18 protein-coding genes and 1 riboswitch are annotated in these 16,899 nt (G+C 46.4%); of the genes, 4 read left to right on the top strand and 14 right to left on the bottom strand.

The features are described 5' to 3' along the window. Positions 1 to 14: 14 nt before the first annotated feature. The 11 genes from cobK to ACMXYP_RS04715 form a co-directional block, all read right to left on the bottom strand. A complete protein-coding gene (gene cobK / locus ACMXYP_RS04765; protein WP_415883870.1) occupies positions 15 to 785 on the bottom strand; it encodes a precorrin-6A reductase in 771 nt (256 codons plus the stop codon). Next, positions 782 to 1,939, bottom strand: a complete 1,158-nt coding sequence (locus tag ACMXYP_RS04760; RefSeq protein ID WP_415883869.1) for a cobalt-precorrin-5B (C(1))-methyltransferase — start codon at positions 1,937 to 1,939, stop codon at positions 782 to 784. The genes cobK and ACMXYP_RS04760 overlap by 4 nt, the downstream gene beginning before the upstream one ends. 2 nt (positions 1,940 to 1,941) lie before the next feature. After that, positions 1,942 to 3,273 (bottom strand): cobyrinate a,c-diamide synthase, encoded by a 1,332-nt coding sequence (locus ACMXYP_RS04755; RefSeq protein ID WP_415883868.1) that lies wholly within the window; start codon positions 3,271 to 3,273, stop codon positions 1,942 to 1,944. Further along, a complete protein-coding gene (gene cobO / locus ACMXYP_RS04750; protein WP_415883867.1) occupies positions 3,273 to 3,860 on the bottom strand; it encodes a cob(I)yrinic acid a,c-diamide adenosyltransferase in 588 nt (195 codons plus the stop codon). Before cobO ends, ACMXYP_RS04755 begins: the two co-directional genes overlap by 1 nt. 9 nt (positions 3,861 to 3,869) lie before the next feature. Beyond that, complete coding sequence (locus ACMXYP_RS04745; protein WP_415883866.1) at positions 3,870 to 5,537, bottom strand: ATP-binding protein; 1,668 nt, start codon at positions 5,535 to 5,537, stop codon at positions 3,870 to 3,872. Positions 5,538 to 5,736: 199 nt separating this feature from the next. Further along, entirely contained in the window at positions 5,737 to 7,116 is a 1,380-nt protein-coding gene (locus ACMXYP_RS04740; protein ID WP_415883865.1) for an MFS transporter, read from the bottom strand. Further along, positions 7,116 to 7,808 carry an energy-coupling factor ABC transporter ATP-binding protein gene (locus ACMXYP_RS04735; protein WP_415883864.1) on the bottom strand — a complete coding sequence of 231 codons (693 nt, stop codon included), beginning with the start codon at positions 7,806 to 7,808 and terminating at the stop codon, positions 7,116 to 7,118. The genes ACMXYP_RS04740 and ACMXYP_RS04735 overlap by 1 nt, the downstream gene beginning before the upstream one ends. Continuing rightward, positions 7,805 to 8,587: a cobalt ECF transporter T component CbiQ gene (gene cbiQ, locus ACMXYP_RS04730; protein WP_415883863.1), complete on the bottom strand. Its 783-nt coding sequence runs from the start codon at positions 8,585 to 8,587 to the stop codon at positions 7,805 to 7,807. Before cbiQ ends, ACMXYP_RS04735 begins: the two co-directional genes overlap by 4 nt. Then, positions 8,571 to 9,173: a hypothetical protein gene (locus ACMXYP_RS04725; RefSeq protein ID WP_415883862.1), complete on the bottom strand. Its 603-nt coding sequence runs from the start codon at positions 9,171 to 9,173 to the stop codon at positions 8,571 to 8,573. Before ACMXYP_RS04725 ends, cbiQ begins: the two co-directional genes overlap by 17 nt. Further along, positions 9,166 to 9,786 (bottom strand): cobalt transporter CbiM, encoded by a 621-nt coding sequence (gene cbiM / locus ACMXYP_RS04720; protein WP_415883861.1) that lies wholly within the window; start codon positions 9,784 to 9,786, stop codon positions 9,166 to 9,168. The genes ACMXYP_RS04725 and cbiM overlap by 8 nt, the downstream gene beginning before the upstream one ends. Before the next feature lie 15 nt (positions 9,787 to 9,801). Beyond that, positions 9,802 to 10,602 (bottom strand): DUF4198 domain-containing protein, encoded by an 801-nt coding sequence (locus ACMXYP_RS04715; protein ID WP_415883860.1) that lies wholly within the window; start codon positions 10,600 to 10,602, stop codon positions 9,802 to 9,804. A 93-nt stretch (positions 10,603 to 10,695) separates the two neighbouring features. Continuing rightward, positions 10,696 to 10,919, bottom strand: a riboswitch (cobalamin riboswitch). A 186-nt stretch (positions 10,920 to 11,105) separates the two neighbouring features. Between ACMXYP_RS04715 and ACMXYP_RS04710 the strand changes: the two genes are divergently transcribed. Further along, complete coding sequence (locus ACMXYP_RS04710; RefSeq protein ID WP_415883859.1) at positions 11,106 to 11,801, top strand: hypothetical protein; 696 nt, start codon at positions 11,106 to 11,108, stop codon at positions 11,799 to 11,801. A gap of 50 nt (positions 11,802 to 11,851) precedes the next feature. Further along, positions 11,852 to 12,259: an STAS/SEC14 domain-containing protein gene (locus ACMXYP_RS04705; protein ID WP_415883858.1), complete on the top strand. Its 408-nt coding sequence runs from the start codon at positions 11,852 to 11,854 to the stop codon at positions 12,257 to 12,259. Positions 12,260 to 12,316: 57 nt separating this feature from the next. On the opposite strand, the gene ACMXYP_RS04700 is transcribed toward ACMXYP_RS04705, so the two are convergent. From ACMXYP_RS04700 to ACMXYP_RS04690, 3 genes are all read right to left on the bottom strand, one after another. Then, positions 12,317 to 12,538, bottom strand: a complete 222-nt coding sequence (locus ACMXYP_RS04700; RefSeq protein ID WP_415883857.1) for a hypothetical protein — start codon at positions 12,536 to 12,538, stop codon at positions 12,317 to 12,319. A gap of 124 nt (positions 12,539 to 12,662) precedes the next feature. Then, positions 12,663 to 14,036: an alanine/glycine:cation symporter family protein gene (locus ACMXYP_RS04695; RefSeq protein ID WP_415884641.1), complete on the bottom strand. Its 1,374-nt coding sequence runs from the start codon at positions 14,034 to 14,036 to the stop codon at positions 12,663 to 12,665. Between the two features lie 485 nt (positions 14,037 to 14,521). Beyond that, positions 14,522 to 15,016: an Lrp/AsnC ligand binding domain-containing protein gene (locus ACMXYP_RS04690; protein ID WP_415883856.1), complete on the bottom strand. Its 495-nt coding sequence runs from the start codon at positions 15,014 to 15,016 to the stop codon at positions 14,522 to 14,524. A 140-nt stretch (positions 15,017 to 15,156) separates the two neighbouring features. Between ACMXYP_RS04690 and ACMXYP_RS04685 the strand changes: the two genes are divergently transcribed. Beyond that, positions 15,157 to 16,413, top strand: coding sequence for a D-amino acid dehydrogenase (locus ACMXYP_RS04685; RefSeq protein ID WP_415883855.1), 1,257 nt, complete (start codon positions 15,157 to 15,159; stop codon positions 16,411 to 16,413). Between the two features lie 86 nt (positions 16,414 to 16,499). Beyond that, complete coding sequence (locus tag ACMXYP_RS04680) at positions 16,500 to 16,880, top strand: Rid family detoxifying hydrolase (RefSeq protein ID WP_415883854.1); 381 nt, start codon at positions 16,500 to 16,502, stop codon at positions 16,878 to 16,880. Positions 16,881 to 16,899: the final 19 nt, after the last annotated feature.

The following is a 16,899-nucleotide window of genomic DNA, read 5'->3' as shown; positions in this document are numbered from 1 at the left end:
TTTCTTACCTACTATTATCTAGACTCGTTAACTAGTGTTCTGACGGCTTCTACACAACCGTCAATCTCTCGGAATATCCGATCCGCTTCAGGAAGTTCTGGGCGCTCTAACATAAACACATCTACGCCCAGCTCTCTGGCAGCACTCAACTTGGCTTCTGTTGCTGCGCCGCCACTGTTTTTACTGATCAGCAGATCAATCTGATGCTTTGCTAACAGTGCCTTTTCTTCCTGATGATTAAACGGCCCTATCGCTTTTAACCATTGCATATTTTCCGGTAATTCAGCTTGCGCAGGTGCAGCTGTGCGAAACACCTGATTCTGACCATTACGTTGTGCATAAACGCCAAACTGATCAATCACCGCTTGGGATAACTGCCCCGCCGTTAAAAGCACTGACTTATAGCTCTCTGCAGCCGCAACCAGTGATTGCATATCCGCAAAACTATGCCACTTATCACCCTGCTGTGCTTGCCAAGCTTCACGGTGGAAACGCCAGCAAGAGATACCCAATTCTTTAGCTGCACGTACCGCAGTAGTGCTCATCGTTTCAGCAAAAGGATGGGTCACATCTAGAAGAAGACCGATCTGCTCCTCTTTTAGATAAGTCTCCAATCCACCGTATTGGCTAAAACCACCCGAGATCACTTCGCAAGGTAGCTGTGGAATTCTCACCAAGCCAGCTACGCTATAGATCACGCGGTTATCACGTAATGGTCCTTGCTGATCTAGGCCTTTAACCACTTTGCGCGCATCTGAGGTGCCCCCGAGAATCAGGATATTCACTGCTGTTCTCCATTCAGGCTACCAGATGTATCTCGGTTAGCAGCTTTACCTTGAGCATGCCCAACAAATCTACCTTTTCGATCCGTGGCCCACACTTCGATCTCTACTTGAGGCTGAGTTTTATGCACTACCTCTTCTGCAACCAGCAACGCCTGTGTACAAACCGCTTGTGCCAGATCGATCTCGGCTTCCTGACACAGTTTCAGTACTTCCATACTGGTATTGGCGTTGTGGATCTTTTCCAACAACGGTGCATTAGCACCCAACTTCTCAGCCAACTTCGCCATATGTTGAAAATCGATGCTCGAGCTGCGGCTATTCAGATCCATATGACCGTTCGCCAGTTTGGTCATCTTGCCAAAGCCGCCGCAAATACTGAGTTTAGCTACTGGCTCTTTGCGAAGATGCTTAAGCAAAGCCCCAACAAAGTCGCCCATTTCAATCAGGGCCATATCATCCAAGTTGTAGTGCGCTTTGATCGCAGCTTCACTAGTACTGCCCGTCGTTGCAGCAAGATGCTTGGTACCATTTGCCTTGGCAACATCCACCCCTTGACGAATCGAGGCAATATAAGCAGCACACGAGTAAGGGCGAACAATGCCGGTTGTCCCTAAAATCGATAATCCACCGATAATTCCAAGGCGTGGGTTCATGGTCTTAAGCGCGATCTGTTCGCCCTTTTCCACGCCCACAGCAACCTCAAAACCGCCTTCGTAACCATAAACATCAGCGGCTTTCTCTAGATGCTCGGTCATCATCTTACGTGGTACCGGGTTGATCGCAGGCTCACCGACATCAAGTACCAAACCTTCACGTGTTACCGTGCCCACACCAGCGGCGGGTTTAAATACCACACCCGCTTCTTTAGTCAGCCGTAGTTCGACAAAGACAGTGGCACCATGGGTGACATCAGGGTCATCACCGGCATCTTTAATGGTTGCGGTGCGAATACCTTTCCCATCTTCTAGATGTTGATAAGCGATGACCTCCAGCTCTACCAACTGCCCACGAGGTAGCAACACCTCAACGTTTTCTGGCTCTTTTCCTGCTAACAACGCTTGAGATGCAGCCACACAACACGCAGTCGCACAGCAACCGGTGGTTAAACCGCTGCGCAACTCAGGCTGTTGATTTTCGCTACTCTCAGGCCACATGCTTAACTTTCCAAATTGCCGCTAAAAATTGCGGCGATCGCTTCTGGGTTAGACGCAAAAAACAGGTGCAGATAACTCGCGGTCAGCCCTTTCTCTCGATAGATCGCTTCGCCCGGTGCTGGGTGACGCTGGCGACGACCATGTCCTACCGGCTCCGGTGTATCAGAACTACGAGAACGGTGATGAGCATGCGCCTGAACTTCACCTTCAGGTAGCATCGCCGTTTGCATACCTTGGCAACCCCGTTTACCGCGCATTGCACCATGGCCTTTCATTATTCCAGCCATTGGGCGGCAGTTATCTTCTAGATCGGTAAGATCTTCAAGGCAGTAGAGGAAGCCGCCACATTCAGCCAAAATAGGTTTACCCGCTGAGTGGAACTCACGGATCTGCACCTGCATAGTTTTGTTGTCAGATAATGCTTTCGCATGTAGTTCTGGATAACCACCCGGTAACCATAAGCTATCCGCTTCTGGCAGCTTCGTATCATGCAGAGGCGAGAAGAACTTAAGCTCTGCTCCCATCTGTTTCAGTAAACGCAAATTAGCATCGTAGATAAAACTAAACGCTTCATCCCTAGCGATCGCTATGCGCTTACCTTCAAGCAGCGGCTCGACCTCGGGCAACTCTGCACTAAAAAACTCTACTGGTTCAGGCAAGTTGGTAATCTGATTAATGGTTTCTAGCGGGCCTTTGATCCACTCGGCACCTAAACCAAAACGTTGCTCTAACTCTTCATAAACTTCTGCGGCCTGTACTAAACCTAAATGGCGTTCCGGTAAGGCTACCTCTGGGTCACGCGCCAATGTAGCTAGCAGAGGTAAAGATTCAGGGAGTGCATCACGAATCAATTGAGCATGACGCTCGGTACCACAGTTATTGGCAATAAGACCTGCAACCGAAATATCAGAACGATAGTTAGCTAAGCCCATCGCAATCGCTGCAGCAGTCTGTGCCATCCCTTTTACATTCATCACGATAGCAACAGGGATATTAAAACGCGCAGCTAAGTCTGCACTGGAAGGTTCGCCGTCAAACATGCCCATAGCGCCTTCAACCAAAATCAGATCGGCTGTTTTTGCTGCTTCATAGAGCTTTTGCTGGCAATAGTTTTCGCCAGCCATCCATAGATCTAGCTGCTCGACATCCTGACCACTCGCCTGAGCTAAGATCTGTGGATCGAGATAATCAGGGCCGGTTTTGAATACACGAACCACTTTGCCCTGATCACGGAAATAACGTGCCAGTGCTGCTGTGATGGTGGTTTTACCTTCACCCGAACTCGGTGCTGTTAGAAACAGCGCGGGGCAAAGTACAGATTGCTGTTCAGCCATTAGAATTCGATCCCAGCCTGCGCTTTGACTCCCAGACGGAATGCATGGCGTTCATCGCGAATACTGCTGATCGTATCAGCGATCTCTTCTAGACCTTCAGGCATTACACGCCCGGTAATCATGACGTTCTGATTCTTAGGGCGATTCTGTAAAGCTTCGATAACTGGTTCTAGTGGCAGATATTTGTATTTGAACATATAGCTCAGCTCATCAAATACCAGCATCTCGTAGCTATCGTCTTTAAGGTATTGCTCGGCTAGCGCCCAGGCTTTTTTGGCCGCCTCAATATCTTGAGTTTTATCCTGCGTTTCCCAGGTAAAGCCATGGCCCATGACATTCCAGTCGATCAACTCATGATCACGGAACAGCTTATATTCGCCGGTCTCAGTACGACCTTTCACAAACTGGATAACCGCCGCTTTTTTACCATGACCGACACAACGTGCCATAGTGCCAAACGCAGAGCTACTCTTACCTTTACCGTTACCTTTTAGCAAGATAAGTACACCGCGCTCTTCAGTGGCTTGGGCGATACGCTTATCGATCACCTCTTTCTTTTTCGCCATGCGTTCCTGATGCGTTTTCATATCGGGTTCTTATGCTCCAGATAAAGATAGGTAAGTTGCATTTAATTCATGGGCGAAACGGCGGCCTTTGCCTCGTTTCACTTGGCTGAGTTCGGTATCAATCCAGATCAGATCGCCACCTAAATCAATGCCATTTAAAGAGCTACTGCTGCGTCCATCGCTTAATACATAGATTGCGACATCAAGCTCTGGCTGTTGTTTGCGCAGCTGCTGTAGATAGGTTCGCGCTTCAACAAAGGCTTCGCGCATAGGTGTACCACCACCGGCACCAAGTTGATCTAACCAACTACGCAGTTCTTTCGGTGCCCTAATTCTAGAAAGCAGGTTTTTAACCTCGGTATTACCAAATCCAAACAGAGCGATCTGTTCACGATTCAGATACGCTTGCTCAGAAATCTGCAGCACAGCAGCTTTTGCATAAGCAAAACCTTGTGCCTGCAAAGTGGAAGCTGAAGTATCCAACAAGACCAGATGTAAACGATCTGCACTCTTGCCCTGCTTCTTAAACTGCAGCGACTTGGGTGGCCAGTTAGGCAAATTGCTCATCAAGGTTTTAAACCAATCAGGACGACTACTCAGTTCCGATATTTGCTTAATGCCCTGTTTCTCGTGGTTGTGAGTCATCAGATCAGGAAGATCGAGTGAAGTTTTCTCAGCAGTCGTCTGTTGTTGCGGCTTCATAGCACCCCACTCACCCTCATCAGGCTGCTGACGATGACTATCATCTGGACGCTTAAAGCCTTGCTGATCTTGCTTAGGCGGTGTTGGCGGTTGCTGCGGAGGATTCTGCTCAGGCGTAACCTTACGGCGATGCGCTAAAACTAATTCTTCCACTACATCGATATTCTGTTTTGTTACTTCCGCTTGCTGATTAAGCGCCGCATGGGTTAGCGCCGCTCGATACCAAACAATATCAGCACGCAGGCCATCAACCTGCGCTTGAGCACATCGTTCAGCAATATCTAAACGTAGCTCATCAGAGCAGGTGACTGTTTGTAGCTTTTCACGAGCTGCCAAAATCTGATCAACCAGTTCAGTTTGCTGATCTGCATATTCGGCAATAAAGGCTTCAGAGTTGCGATCGAATTGCTCGCGACGTTTTACAATCTCAACCCGCTCAAGGGGCGCATAATGGTTACTTAGATTTACCGAGAAACCAAAGCGATCGTGTAACTGTGGGCGCAACTCCCCCTCATCTGGGTTCATTGTGCCAACCAATAGAAACTCTGAGCGGTGGCTATGGCTTATACCATCACGCTCTACGCGGTTAACGCCAGAGGTAGAAACATCTAACAATAAATCAACAAGGTTATCAGGTAGCAGGTTCACCTCATCCACATAAAGCACGCCGCCATGGGCTTTGCTCAATAGACCAGGGCTGAACTGCATCTTCTTATCGTTCAAAACCTGCTCTAGATCCAGCGTACCCAACAGCATCTCTTCGCTAGCACCTAACGGCAGCGTCACAAACTCAGCCGCGACTAGATCATCGCCTTCCGCTTGAAGATGATCGGGCAGAAGATCTGCCATACCACGTGCCAATGTAGATTTTGCACTACCGCGAGGCCCACTAATCACCACCCCGCCAATCGCTGGGTTGATCGCTGTAAGTATCAAAGCAAGCTTAAACTGCGCCTGCCCGCATACTGCTGTAAATGGAAAATGAGGCTTACTCATTCTGCTACCTTTAAGTTCCAGACTTCGCTGGAATGACTAAATATGTTCTAAAGCTCATCGTACGCTGAGTATAGATGTTCGAGTACAAGGCAAATTTTTTCGAAAGAGCGGAGTCAGTGTGCCCCTTCGGGTATTACTGTTGTAAATGAGCATCTTGAGAAAAAATTTAACGCCGTAATCGGGCATCTAGGCCAGCGTACTATTGTTTTGGCCAATGTGCGTGATGTTCGTCGATAACAAATCTATGTTTATGCTTCTGCTTCGGATGATAATGGGGATGCACATGTGGCTCTGGTCCCTCCCATCCTTCGTGTTCATGCTGATGATGCTCATCATGTACATGGGGGTGAAGATGGTCCATCTCTGGATGCTCATGCCATAGATCATGCTGATCATCTTTCTTCCAAACCAACATTGCCGCAATCAACGCCACTGCGGCCAGCGCAGCTAAACCAAGAAAAGCACCGTCCATGCCCAACCGGCTACCGAGCCATCCAGCAAGCAGATAACCTAACAACCACATACCGTGAGTCAGGGCGAAATTCGCTGAGAAGTAATCGTTTCGATCACTCTCTTGGCAGGAGTTTCTGACTACTCGCCCGGTTGGTATAAGGATCAAACTTGTACCAATACCAATCACAAACCAGATTGGAAATAATCCCCAATACCCTGGACCGCTTAGCCCTGCTAACAGAGCAACAACCAACAACCCTGCACCAATAAACATCACCGGGCGGTCATGAACACTCTCAAGCAGTTTAGGCAATATAAACGCGGCTATCATTGAGCCTACGCCTGCTGAAAGCATCAGCAAAGGCACCTGTTCTTCGGATAAACCCAACACTGCACGTACATAAACAACTGTGTTTACGATGATCATCGCGCCTGCTGCAGAAAGCGCGAGATTGAGCAACAACACCGCCTGCAAGCGCGGCGTTTTAAGATAACTACGCACCCCAAAGCTAACCTTTTTCCAAACCCCACCGCTGCGATCACTTACTGTATTTGCTGGAACAACCGCTAGAAGAAGAAACAACGCAGCGATAACAAAACCAACTGCATTCAACTCGAACAACAAGGCATAGCTAGTAAATACTAATAAGAAAGCCGCTAATGCTGGGCTTAACAAGCTCTCCATCTCCATCGCTAAGCGCGATAAAGATAGCGCTCGGGTATATTCTTTTTCATCGGGCAATACATCTGGCAATAACGCCTGATAGACCGGGGTGTAACCTGCAGCCATCGCATTCAGCAGAAACATCAACAGAAACAGCTGCCACGCTTCCTGACAGAGCGGCATTAATACCACCAGCACCGCTCGGCCAATATTCAACCCTGCCAACCATCTCTTTCGTGGTAACTGACTGGCATAACCACCCACCACGGGCGCCACACAAAGATAAGCGACCATTTTGATTGCTAAGGCTACACCTAAGACCCAGCCAGCATCACTAGGATTCAGATCAAACGCCAACAGTGCCAAAGCAACCGTAGTCAGCCCTGTACCCACCAACGAGACTAATTGGCCAAGAAAAAGCCAACGAAACGCAGGATTACTAAGGGGCTGAAAAATTTCCATTAAGCGCTTTCCAACTGCGGCTCAGCAACTGTTACAGCATTCAGTTTTGCATCTTTTAATCGCACTTCGCGAGTAGCCAGTTGGGCAATAAAATCTGAATCATGAGAGATGATGATCATCGCTTGTGGTAAACCAAGCAGCGTATCAATCAGCCGTTGACGCGCTTCCGTATCTAAAGCATTACTTGGTTCATCTAAAAGTAAAACTTCAGGCTTCATTGCTAGAACCGAAGCCAGTGTGATCATACGTTTTTCACCACCCGATAGCTGGTGAGTAATTCGCTCTTCAAAGCCTTCCATTCCTAACGAAGCTAAAGTATCGCTGGCTATTTTTAGTGCTTCTTCACGACTTTTGCCAAGGTTGAGTGGACCGAACGCGACATCTTCCAAAACCGTTGGGCAGAACAATTGATCATCAGGATCTTGAAATAAGAAACCAGCACGCGCACGAACATCGATGAACTGCTTTTCTTCGCTACGGGTTTCGCCAAAGGCCCAGATCTCTCCGGCTTTGGCTTTCTTCAAGCCCACCAATAGATGCAATAAGGTAGTTTTACCCGCACCGTTAGGGCCGGTTAATGCCACTCGTTCCCCTGCATGAAGGGCAAAATCAACGTTATCTAAAACAACTCCACGACGTGGATAGCGATAACTTAAACCGGTTACTTTAATTAGTGCGTTCTGTTCACTCATAAGAAATTCAATCCGGTTAGAATGCAAAGGAAAGGCACAAATACCGCTAAGAAGCGGTAATCTTCACTGCCTAAGCGCATATCATCAAACAGGTAAAACTGGCCTTTGTAACCACGGCACTTCATCGCATCCATAATCCGCTCAGAGCGTTCTAACGAATGTACTAGCAACATGCCAATTAGATAGCCGATCGATCGCCAGGTATGCATATCGGTACGAAGCACAAAGGCACGCGCCTGCATGGCTCTACGCATCCGTTTGTACTCTTGCCCGATCACTTCAAGATAGCGCACCGTGAACAGCATGAGGTGTACAAGTTTATCGGGGACTCGAAGGTGTGCTAGTGCATGCCCTAGTGTGGTAGCACTGATCGTTCCTACTAATGCAAGCAATGCCAATACCACAGCATGTGCCTTCAAAAGAATCATGAGGGCATGGAAAAACCCTTCCTTACTCGCCGATAAACCAAACAAGGTAAACCAAGTTTCGCCGGGGGTAGTGAAAGGCAGTAAGATGATCAAGAAGATCATAAACATATCCATCGCGATCACACGACGAAGAGTACGTTTAACATTTAACTGAGCAAGTACCGCCAACATAAAGCCAGCGATAACGGCTGTGGTTAAGACAAAGAAGTTGTATGAAAGCACTGTCGCAAATGCAAACAGTGTCACTAAGATAACTCGCATGCGCGGGTCAAGGCGATCAATCAACGATTGATCGTGCTTAACCTTCTGCCCCTTCCATGAGGTGCCGCTATGCTCAAGAAACTGAGGCATGTTCCTTTTCCTGCTGTTTCTCTTTCTGACGTTGGCGCCACCAGATACCTAAGCCGCAAAGTCCAAAGATATAACCGATACCACCTATCACATCTTGAAGACCCGCTTTCTCTTTATAGGCAGCCAATTCCTGACGTAGAGGTTTAACCTGTTTTGCTACCGCTTTTTCGATCATCGCCTGCAGCGCTGCTTGATCACCATTAAACTGTGGAGTTTCACCACTATTGCCCGAAGCACTCACTGCGACATTACCGCCGGGTAAACTATCTGGCAGTTCATCAGCTGGTAGGGAGATTTCAAGCACATGCCCTGCACTCAGATTGGCAAAGAAATGGTGATCAATTCGTTGCTGAGCCGAAAATACAAACAAGCCATCAGCGTCAGTTACGGTCTTACCGAGTTCATTACCAGCCGCATCAGATACGATAATTTCTGTACCCTCTTGAGCCATATCACCATTAGAGAAGCCAACTTCACCTTCTATCGTGTTACCAATAGCATAAACACCACCGACAACATTATGGGCATGCGCACCTGAAGAAATCAGGGCAAATAGGAATACAAGTGGCGCTAATAACTTAGCCATAAGCGCGTTCCTCATCGAGACCAAAGAATTCTGGCTTCACCTTACGAATCAGCAACACAGCTGCCGCAGTGACAAAGCCCTCTACAATCATGACCGGAATATGCGCAACAAAGGTCGCTTTAGCTGCGAGCAAGAAAGCCTCGCCCGAAAGCATTAACGAAAATGCCACCATGATAGTAGTAATAACTATGGAGCCTGCGCCACCGATAGCGCCCCAAGTGGCTGCCACTTTAGGTGACTGCGAACCAATTCCATGCCGGCAGAGGTAATACACCAACACCGCGGGTAACGCGATATTGACTGCGTTCACCCCTAAGACGAGGAATCCGCCAAAGCCAAAGAACACCGCCTGTAGAAACAGGGCAACTAATAGCGCAGGGAAAGCGGCCCAGCCTAGCGCTAAGCCGATCAATCCGTTCAGGATAAGATGCACACTGGAGAAACCAATAGGCAGGTGGATATAAGAAGCGATAAAAAAGGCGGCTGAAAGTACGCCTACCTGAGGAAGATGATCATAATCCATCTTCTTCAAGCCTAAGGCTACCCCAGCTACTGTCAAAGCAGCACCTGTTGCTAATACCGAACCCGACAAAGCGCCATCTACAATGTGCATCTTGGTATACCTAAATTATTTAACTGAGTGAGCCTGAACCCAGATTACAGCATCTTGGGATAGCTCTTTGCCTTTATGCTCTTTATCAGAGCCTACACCCAAGGCACAGAAACCCCACTGGCCCGCTTTAGGGATACCAAAAGTAAAGGTACCGTTGGCGTCAGCAAAGATTGTTTGTGTGATAAATGCGTCAGCTGGAACTTCCATATTAGCCTCTTTAGCGAAAGCGTTAGCTTTCATATCAGGCTCATAGTTTACGTATTCCACTTCAATCTCGGCGAATGGAACTGGCTTACCTTCACTTTTAACAACACCGGTAAACGTACCACCTTCATAGATAGCATAAGGCTTAGTTAACGGAACGATCTCAGCCTTCAAACCAAAATCTTCATTCCAATCTGTTGGCAAGCTACCCACGTTAACAATAGATTTAGTGATCTGCTGAATATAGATATCTTCAGATTCTTCAAAATAAGGTGCCATTTGATGAACAAATACGTAGTCACCTAGACCGCGTAGTTTCACATCAGCTTCGAAAGATGTACCGGTATTATCAGCGCTGGTCCACTGAGATGGCTTAACAGAGTCTAGTAACTCTGTTTTCTTACCTTTTTTGATTACATAGAACTGTTCAGGCGCTTCAACCTGCATCACATGACCACTTTCCGCAGGGTGGGTAAATGGCATTTTTAGGTTAATCTGACCGCCACGCTCACGCAGTAATTCTGGCGTATAAACCATTTGGAAGTGAGCTGATGCAATAGAAGAATAGAGCGCAGCGCCTGCTACTACTGAAAACGCTAATTTTTTAAGCACAAAAAAATCTCCAACATGAAATATTGTCGGAGTTGGGAGGATAAGTATGTTTAGACAAACCAAACAATTACTCGGTGAAGCCCTCCGCAACACCACGGTAAACACTTATTAGGCTGGTATCCGGACTCATCAGCGAAGGGATAAACCTCCAATCAACTTACCTTCCCATATCCAAGATACAGTGGCATAAAAGCTGATATAACCAATTTACCGTTGCGGGGGCAGTGTTGGGATCGCTATTGAATCCTGGCTCATAAGCTCACCAACTTCCCGGGCTATCAAAATTGCTACCCATGACCTCATTTGGGCATCAATTTCAGCCTGTACAAATGTACGACCTAATAAGCGCACAACTCTACCCGCCATACCCCTTATTTGCAATTGAGTTCTATTCCAGTGGTCATGAATAACGTAAATATTTAAATCCCAACTACACTAGGTTTAAGCACCTTCTTTTCGGAACTAAAAATAAAAACTCCAAGCATTAAAGAGGGCTCCAGACTATGTGTGCGCTTAGATCCTCCGTTCTCATTGCGGCAACAGCCCTACTAACCGGCTTATCCATACATACACAAGCCGACTGGTACGCCAGTTTTTCTACCGAATACCAACCAGAAGCCCAAAGCGGGCACTATGCCTACAAACCTTTATTGCAATACACAGAAGGCAATTTTGGTACTTATCTTGAGTACGTATATGTTCCAAGGAATGGGTTGGATAATGGGAAGAATTTAACCTGGCAAGTGGAATATAAATGGAAACTGAGCGAAAGCAGCTCATTAAAGCTCGTACATGAATTTGATCGAACGATAGACACCAACACAGAGAGCGCAGAACTGACGCCAAAGTTTTATACCTCGTTTGATAATGGCTTAAAAGCTGGGTTTGAACTAGAGATCGATTACTACCTTGATGGTGATTTCGAAATTCGTGAAATAGAGATTGAGCCAACTATCAAATGGAGCCAAAGCCTAGGCGAAGGCAAACTCAACCTCGAGCTTGAAGCACCAACAATGCGCTTATATAGCAACGACGATTCAATTAAGGATTTTGAATTCGAAGAGGTGCTCCCCATTATCGGCTACGATCACCCTCTTTCTAAAAACTTAACCTTGCATACCCTGCTAGAACTTCCCTACGACCTTCAGGAAGATGATTTCGACACTATAATCACAATTGGGCTGGGAGTTACCTTCTAGCCCTATTTGCCTTTATAATCCGTTTTTTTGATTCGGATAAGGCATCTTCCATGCTCTATGTACTTCCTGAAACAACAGGCGACATCATCGTCCTGCAAGCGAATGACACTCTTACAGCAAGCGATTACACCGAAACATTTCTGCCTCTGTTTGAGCATGTAAAAAACACACACCCTGAAGTTCGCCTTCTGATTACATTTGCTCCAGATTTTTCAGGTTTTGAAGCCGGTGCTTTATGGGAAGATCTAAAATTCGGCACTAAACACGCAAGCGATTTTTACCGTATCGCGATCGTAGGTGATCCCAAATGGACCGAGTGGATGACCAAAGTGGGCGACTTACTCACTCAAGGTGAGATGCGCCATTATCGAATGACTCAGCTACTCGAAGCGCTTCGTTGGATTAACGATGAAGATGAAGACGATGAGGAAGAAACACTTTACCCATTCGGCGGATAACGAAGCAGCTTGAACAATAAGGGCCATCTCATAACGGCCCTTTTTTAAGCTTAAGAACTAGTGCACCGTCAGCATCCCGCTAGAAACCATTTGCGAATACAGGGCATCGCGCAGCTCTTGCGGCATATCGACAAAGTCCAGATTCCCGTACAGAAACACCTCTTCTAAATCTATTTCGATCACTTGGGTATCAGGCGCTACCTCAGCTTGAGGTTTGGCATCGTCTAATCCAGAGGCTTTTATAATTTTATATATGGTTTTACCGTCTTTCTTTTCCATCTTGGCCTCACTTACTACATAGAACTATTCACACAGTATACGCCCATAAGGCAAAAGCCAAACGCTATAAAGCAAAAGACCGGGCAATGCCCGGTCTTTTTAGTTACAAAATAAAGAGCCTGACTTATTTTGTTTCTAACGATGAAGCGACTTGTGCTTCAAAGTATTCGCGAGTCAACTTGAATACAACTGGGCTCAATAGCGCCAGAGCAATCAAGTTTGGAATAGCCATCATTGCGTTTAGCGTATCCGCTAATAACCATACGAAATCCAAGCTGATCATCGTGCCTACAGGCACTGCAATGATCCAAAGGATACGGAAAGGCATAATTACTTTCACACCAAATAGGTATTCAGCACAACGCTCGCCATAAACACTCCAACCTAGGATTGTAGTGAAAGCAAAGATCGCTAGAGAGATAGCAACAATGTAGTTACCTACACCCGGTAACGCATCAGCGAAAGCGGCAGATGTTAGGGCTGCACCTGATACACCGTCAGTCCATACACCAGAAGTGATGATAACCAAACCAGTAATAGAACAGATGATAATTGTATCTAGGAATGTACCTAGCATTGCGATTAGACCCTGACGAACTGGATCCTTAGTTTGAGATGCAGCGTGAGCAATCGGAGCAGAACCAAGACCGGCTTCGTTAGAGAATACACCACGTGCCACACCGAACTGGATCGCAGCCCAAACAGCAGCACCAGCGAAACCACCTTCAGCAGCGTGTTCAGTAAATGCATATGTAAAGATAAGATCTAGAGCAGCAGGGATCGCATCAACGTTAATTGTTAGAACAACTAGACCTGCAACAAGGTAGCTGATTGCCATCAATGGAACCAAAGCACCCGCAACCGCACCGATACGCTTAATACCACCTAGCAATACAGCTGCAGTAAGTACCATCAGGATTACACCAGTCACCCATGCTGGCATCTGGAAGTTTGCTTCTAGAACATCAGCAACCGAGTTAGATTGAACTGTGTTACCAATACCGAAGCCTGCGATCGTACCGAAAACCGCGAAAGTTGTACCCATCCACGCCCATTTTTTACCTAGGCCATTTTTGATGTAGTACATTGGACCACCAACGTGGTTGCCATTCTCATCAACCTCACGGTATTTAACCGCCAATACAGCCTCAGAGAACTTAGTCGCCATACCTACTAGTGCAGTACACCACATCCAGAACAGAGCACCTGGACCACCTAGGAATACAGCTGTAGCAACACCGGCAATATTACCAGTACCTACCGTTGCAGACATTGCTGTCATCAAGGCTTGGAAAGGTGAGATTTCACCGGAGCCTTTTTCGGATTCAGCCGTATTTCGGCCGCTCCACATTAATTTAAAACCAGTGCCCAATTTTAAAATTGGCATTAGTCTCAAACCTAGCTGTAGGAACAAACCTACACCTAAAATTAGTACCAGCATCATTGGACCCCAAACGATGCCGTTAACCGCACTTATAAATCCGGTCAATGCTTCCATCATGATTCCTCTATATTGTTTTTTTCTACGAGGGAAAATAACTGCTCTGTTATTTTTAATTTTCAGTTCGCTAATTCCCAAAGGCGTTAACGATTTCTTAAACACAGCAACCTGCTCTTATTCTTTTCGCAGCGAGACGGGGCTTAGTGTGCTCGCCTGGCTCTTTGATACAGAGGAGATGTATACACACCTGGCCAAAGATCAAACAACCTTATCCTGCCAAGGGTAAGTAGCCCAGCAGCCCCCGCCTCCATGCTACGAATAGAACTGCGCACTACGATATTAGAAAGAAGCCAGAAAATGGCTTTGAATTAAAAAAATATTCAGTGATAAAAACTGCTTAATTGAATATTTGCAGTGAAATAAACTAAAACAGAGACAAGAAGGGCTATCAGGGCCGTACACCCACAGAAAACGGCATAAAAAAAGGTGCAAATCAGATCACTGATATTGCACCTTCTTTAAGAGGTTACGAAAAACTTAAGTTAACGATTAACATTAAACTTAATTGGCAGCTCCAGTGTTTCTCTTACCTCTTCCATCACGATATAACTCTTAGAGTTCTTAACTCCTGGAAGAGTCAAAAGCATATCACCCAATAAAGCACGGTATTCAGACATGTCATTAATACGCGCCTTAAGAAGGTAGTCTGCATCACCCGAAACTAGGTGGCACTCCAATATATAAGGCAGCTGTTCAACCGCCTTATTAAACGTCTGGAATGCATCTGGTGTTTGATAAGAGAGAGATATCTCTACAAATACCAACATATTGTATTCAAGCAACTGTGGGTTTAAGCGGGCATAGTATCCTTCTATATACCCTTCTTTTTCCAATCGCTTCACACGCTCTATGCAGGGCGTCGAACTTAAGCCGACTTTCTCTGCAAGATCAACGTAACTAATTCGCCCATCGTTTTGCAAAGTACGCAAAATGCTTACATCTAAGCGATCTAGCGTACGCTTCTTACTATTTGTCATGCATTGATATCCACTATGAAAGTAAAATATGCAGGTTATTATTCTGTATTATAGCCAAACTTTAGCGCCTTACACTGGCAAAAACCAAATAAACTAGTGTTTTCTCATTAACATAAAAAATACGAAAATGAGGTCACATTATGCAGGTACTGGTTTTAGGTGCAGGAGTGGTTGGCGTAACGAGCGCTTGGTATTTAGCCAAGGCTGGCCATAAGGTAACTATAATCGATCGACAGGTCGATGTCGCGTTAGAAACAAGCTACGCCAACGCTGGCCAGATCTCTCCTGGCTACTCTGCTCCTTGGGCCGGACCCGGTATTCCCCTAAAAGCTGTTAAGTGGCTAATGCAAGATTTAGCTCCATTTATGATCAGCGGACGCGATGTTGATACCCAAACACTCGCGTGGATGACCAAAATGTTATCCAACTGCACAGAAAGCGCTTACCACACTAATAAAGCCCGCATGGTTCGCCTAGCTGAATACAGCCGTGATTGCTTTATCGATCTGCGCAATGAATTAAATATAGACTACGACCAGCGCACTAAAGGTACCTTGCAAGTGTTTAGAACAGATAAACAGATGCAAGATGCCCAGAAAGATATCTCTGTTCTAGAAGAGAGCGGCGTAGATTTCCAAAGCTTAGATCGCGATGGCTGTATCGAATATGAACCTGCCCTCGCGAATGTTAAGGAAAAAATCGTAGGTGGCCTTCGCTTACCAGGTGATGAAACAGGCGATTGCTTCAAGTTCACCAACGCCTTGGCTGATGAGTGTAAAAAGATGGGTGTCGAATTCATTATGAAAACCGACATTCTGAATATAAACACCGAAGGTGATCAGGTTGTAAGTGTTTCCACTTCTCGCGGCACTATGACAGCAGACTCCTATCTTGTTGCACTAGGTAGCTACTCTACTCCGGTGCTATCTAAGATCGGTCTTAAAGTGCCTGTTTACCCAATTAAAGGTTACTCACTAACCTTGCCGATCATTGACGAAAGCAAAGCACCAACATCCACAGTGATGGATGAAACTTACAAAGTTGCGGTGACCCGTTTTGATGATCGTATCCGTGTTGGCGGTACTGCCGAGATCGCGTCCTACAACAAAGAGTTGGAAGAGAAGCGTAAAGCCAATGTGGAATTTGTGGTTAACGATCTATTCCCGGGCGGCGGCTGCACAGAGAATGCTGAATTCTGGACGGGCTTACGCCCAATGACACCGGACGGCACACCAATTTTAGGCGAGACTCAATTTGAGAACCTATTCCTTAATACGGGTCACGGCACACTAGGTTGGACCATGTCGCTAGGCTCGGGCAAATACGTGTCTGACATCATCAGCAACACCGCTCCAGATATTGACAAAGAAGGCCTATCGCTAGCGCGCTACGCCTAAGTTCTTATCACCCTATAACAACTATTTTCGGAGAACCGGCTGCTCCCACTGTCCGGTATCTCCTTTTTTATTACAGGAATAAAATCATGCAGAAAGTTACAGTTTCCACAGACAAAGCACCTGCTGCGATTGGCACTTATTCACAAGCAGTTAAAGCGGGTAACACTGTTTATATCTCTGGCCAGATCCCGTTGAACCCAGCAACAATGGAGATGGTAACTGAGTCATTTGAAAGCCAAGCGGTTCAAGTTTTCGAAAACCTTAAAGCTGTTGCAGAGGCTGCTGGCGGTAACTTAAACGACTTCGTAAAGATCACTGTTTTGCTTTCCGACCTAGAATATTTCGCGCAAGTTAATGAAATCATGGCGAAATACTTTGAAGCCCCTTATCCTGCTCGCGCAGCTTATGCAGTAAAAGCGTTACCAAAAGACGCTGACATAGAAATTGAAGCTGTTATGGTTGTATAAAACCAACCAAACGAAACCA

Origin of the sequence: Neptuniibacter sp. QD34_54 (assembly GCF_047778055.1) — a bacterium.
Lineage (GTDB): Bacteria > Pseudomonadota > Gammaproteobacteria > Pseudomonadales > Balneatricaceae > Neptuniibacter.
Note: the sequence above shows the minus strand (reverse complement) of the source record. Positions and strands in the feature narration are given on the sequence as shown.

Coding starts and splice junctions, on each gene's coding strand:
- ACMXYP_RS04695 (WP_415884641.1), bottom strand. CDS start 14,036: ATGGAAGCATTGACCGGATTTATAAGTGCGGTTAACGGCATCGTTTGG.
- cbiM (WP_415883861.1), bottom strand. CDS start 9,786: ATGCACATTGTAGATGGCGCTTTGTCGGGTTCGGTATTAGCAACAGGT.
- ACMXYP_RS04710 (WP_415883859.1), top strand. CDS start 11,106: ATGTGTGCGCTTAGATCCTCCGTTCTCATTGCGGCAACAGCCCTACTA.
- cbiQ (WP_415883863.1), bottom strand. CDS start 8,587: ATGCCTCAGTTTCTTGAGCATAGCGGCACCTCATGGAAGGGGCAGAAG.
- ACMXYP_RS04755 (WP_415883868.1), bottom strand. CDS start 3,273: ATGGCTGAACAGCAATCTGTACTTTGCCCCGCGCTGTTTCTAACAGCA.
- ACMXYP_RS04700 (WP_415883857.1), bottom strand. CDS start 12,538: ATGGAAAAGAAAGACGGTAAAACCATATATAAAATTATAAAAGCCTCT.
- ACMXYP_RS04760 (WP_415883869.1), bottom strand. CDS start 1,939: ATGTGGCCTGAGAGTAGCGAAAATCAACAGCCTGAGTTGCGCAGCGGT.
- cobO (WP_415883867.1), bottom strand. CDS start 3,860: ATGAAAACGCATCAGGAACGCATGGCGAAAAAGAAAGAGGTGATCGAT.
- ACMXYP_RS04745 (WP_415883866.1), bottom strand. CDS start 5,537: ATGAGTAAGCCTCATTTTCCATTTACAGCAGTATGCGGGCAGGCGCAG.
- ACMXYP_RS04685 (WP_415883855.1), top strand. CDS start 15,157: ATGCAGGTACTGGTTTTAGGTGCAGGAGTGGTTGGCGTAACGAGCGCT.
- ACMXYP_RS04705 (WP_415883858.1), top strand. CDS start 11,852: ATGCTCTATGTACTTCCTGAAACAACAGGCGACATCATCGTCCTGCAA.
- ACMXYP_RS04735 (WP_415883864.1), bottom strand. CDS start 7,808: ATGAGTGAACAGAACGCACTAATTAAAGTAACCGGTTTAAGTTATCGC.
- ACMXYP_RS04680 (WP_415883854.1), top strand. CDS start 16,500: ATGCAGAAAGTTACAGTTTCCACAGACAAAGCACCTGCTGCGATTGGC.
- ACMXYP_RS04690 (WP_415883856.1), bottom strand. CDS start 15,016: ATGACAAATAGTAAGAAGCGTACGCTAGATCGCTTAGATGTAAGCATT.
- ACMXYP_RS04725 (WP_415883862.1), bottom strand. CDS start 9,173: ATGGCTAAGTTATTAGCGCCACTTGTATTCCTATTTGCCCTGATTTCT.
- ACMXYP_RS04740 (WP_415883865.1), bottom strand. CDS start 7,116: ATGGAAATTTTTCAGCCCCTTAGTAATCCTGCGTTTCGTTGGCTTTTT.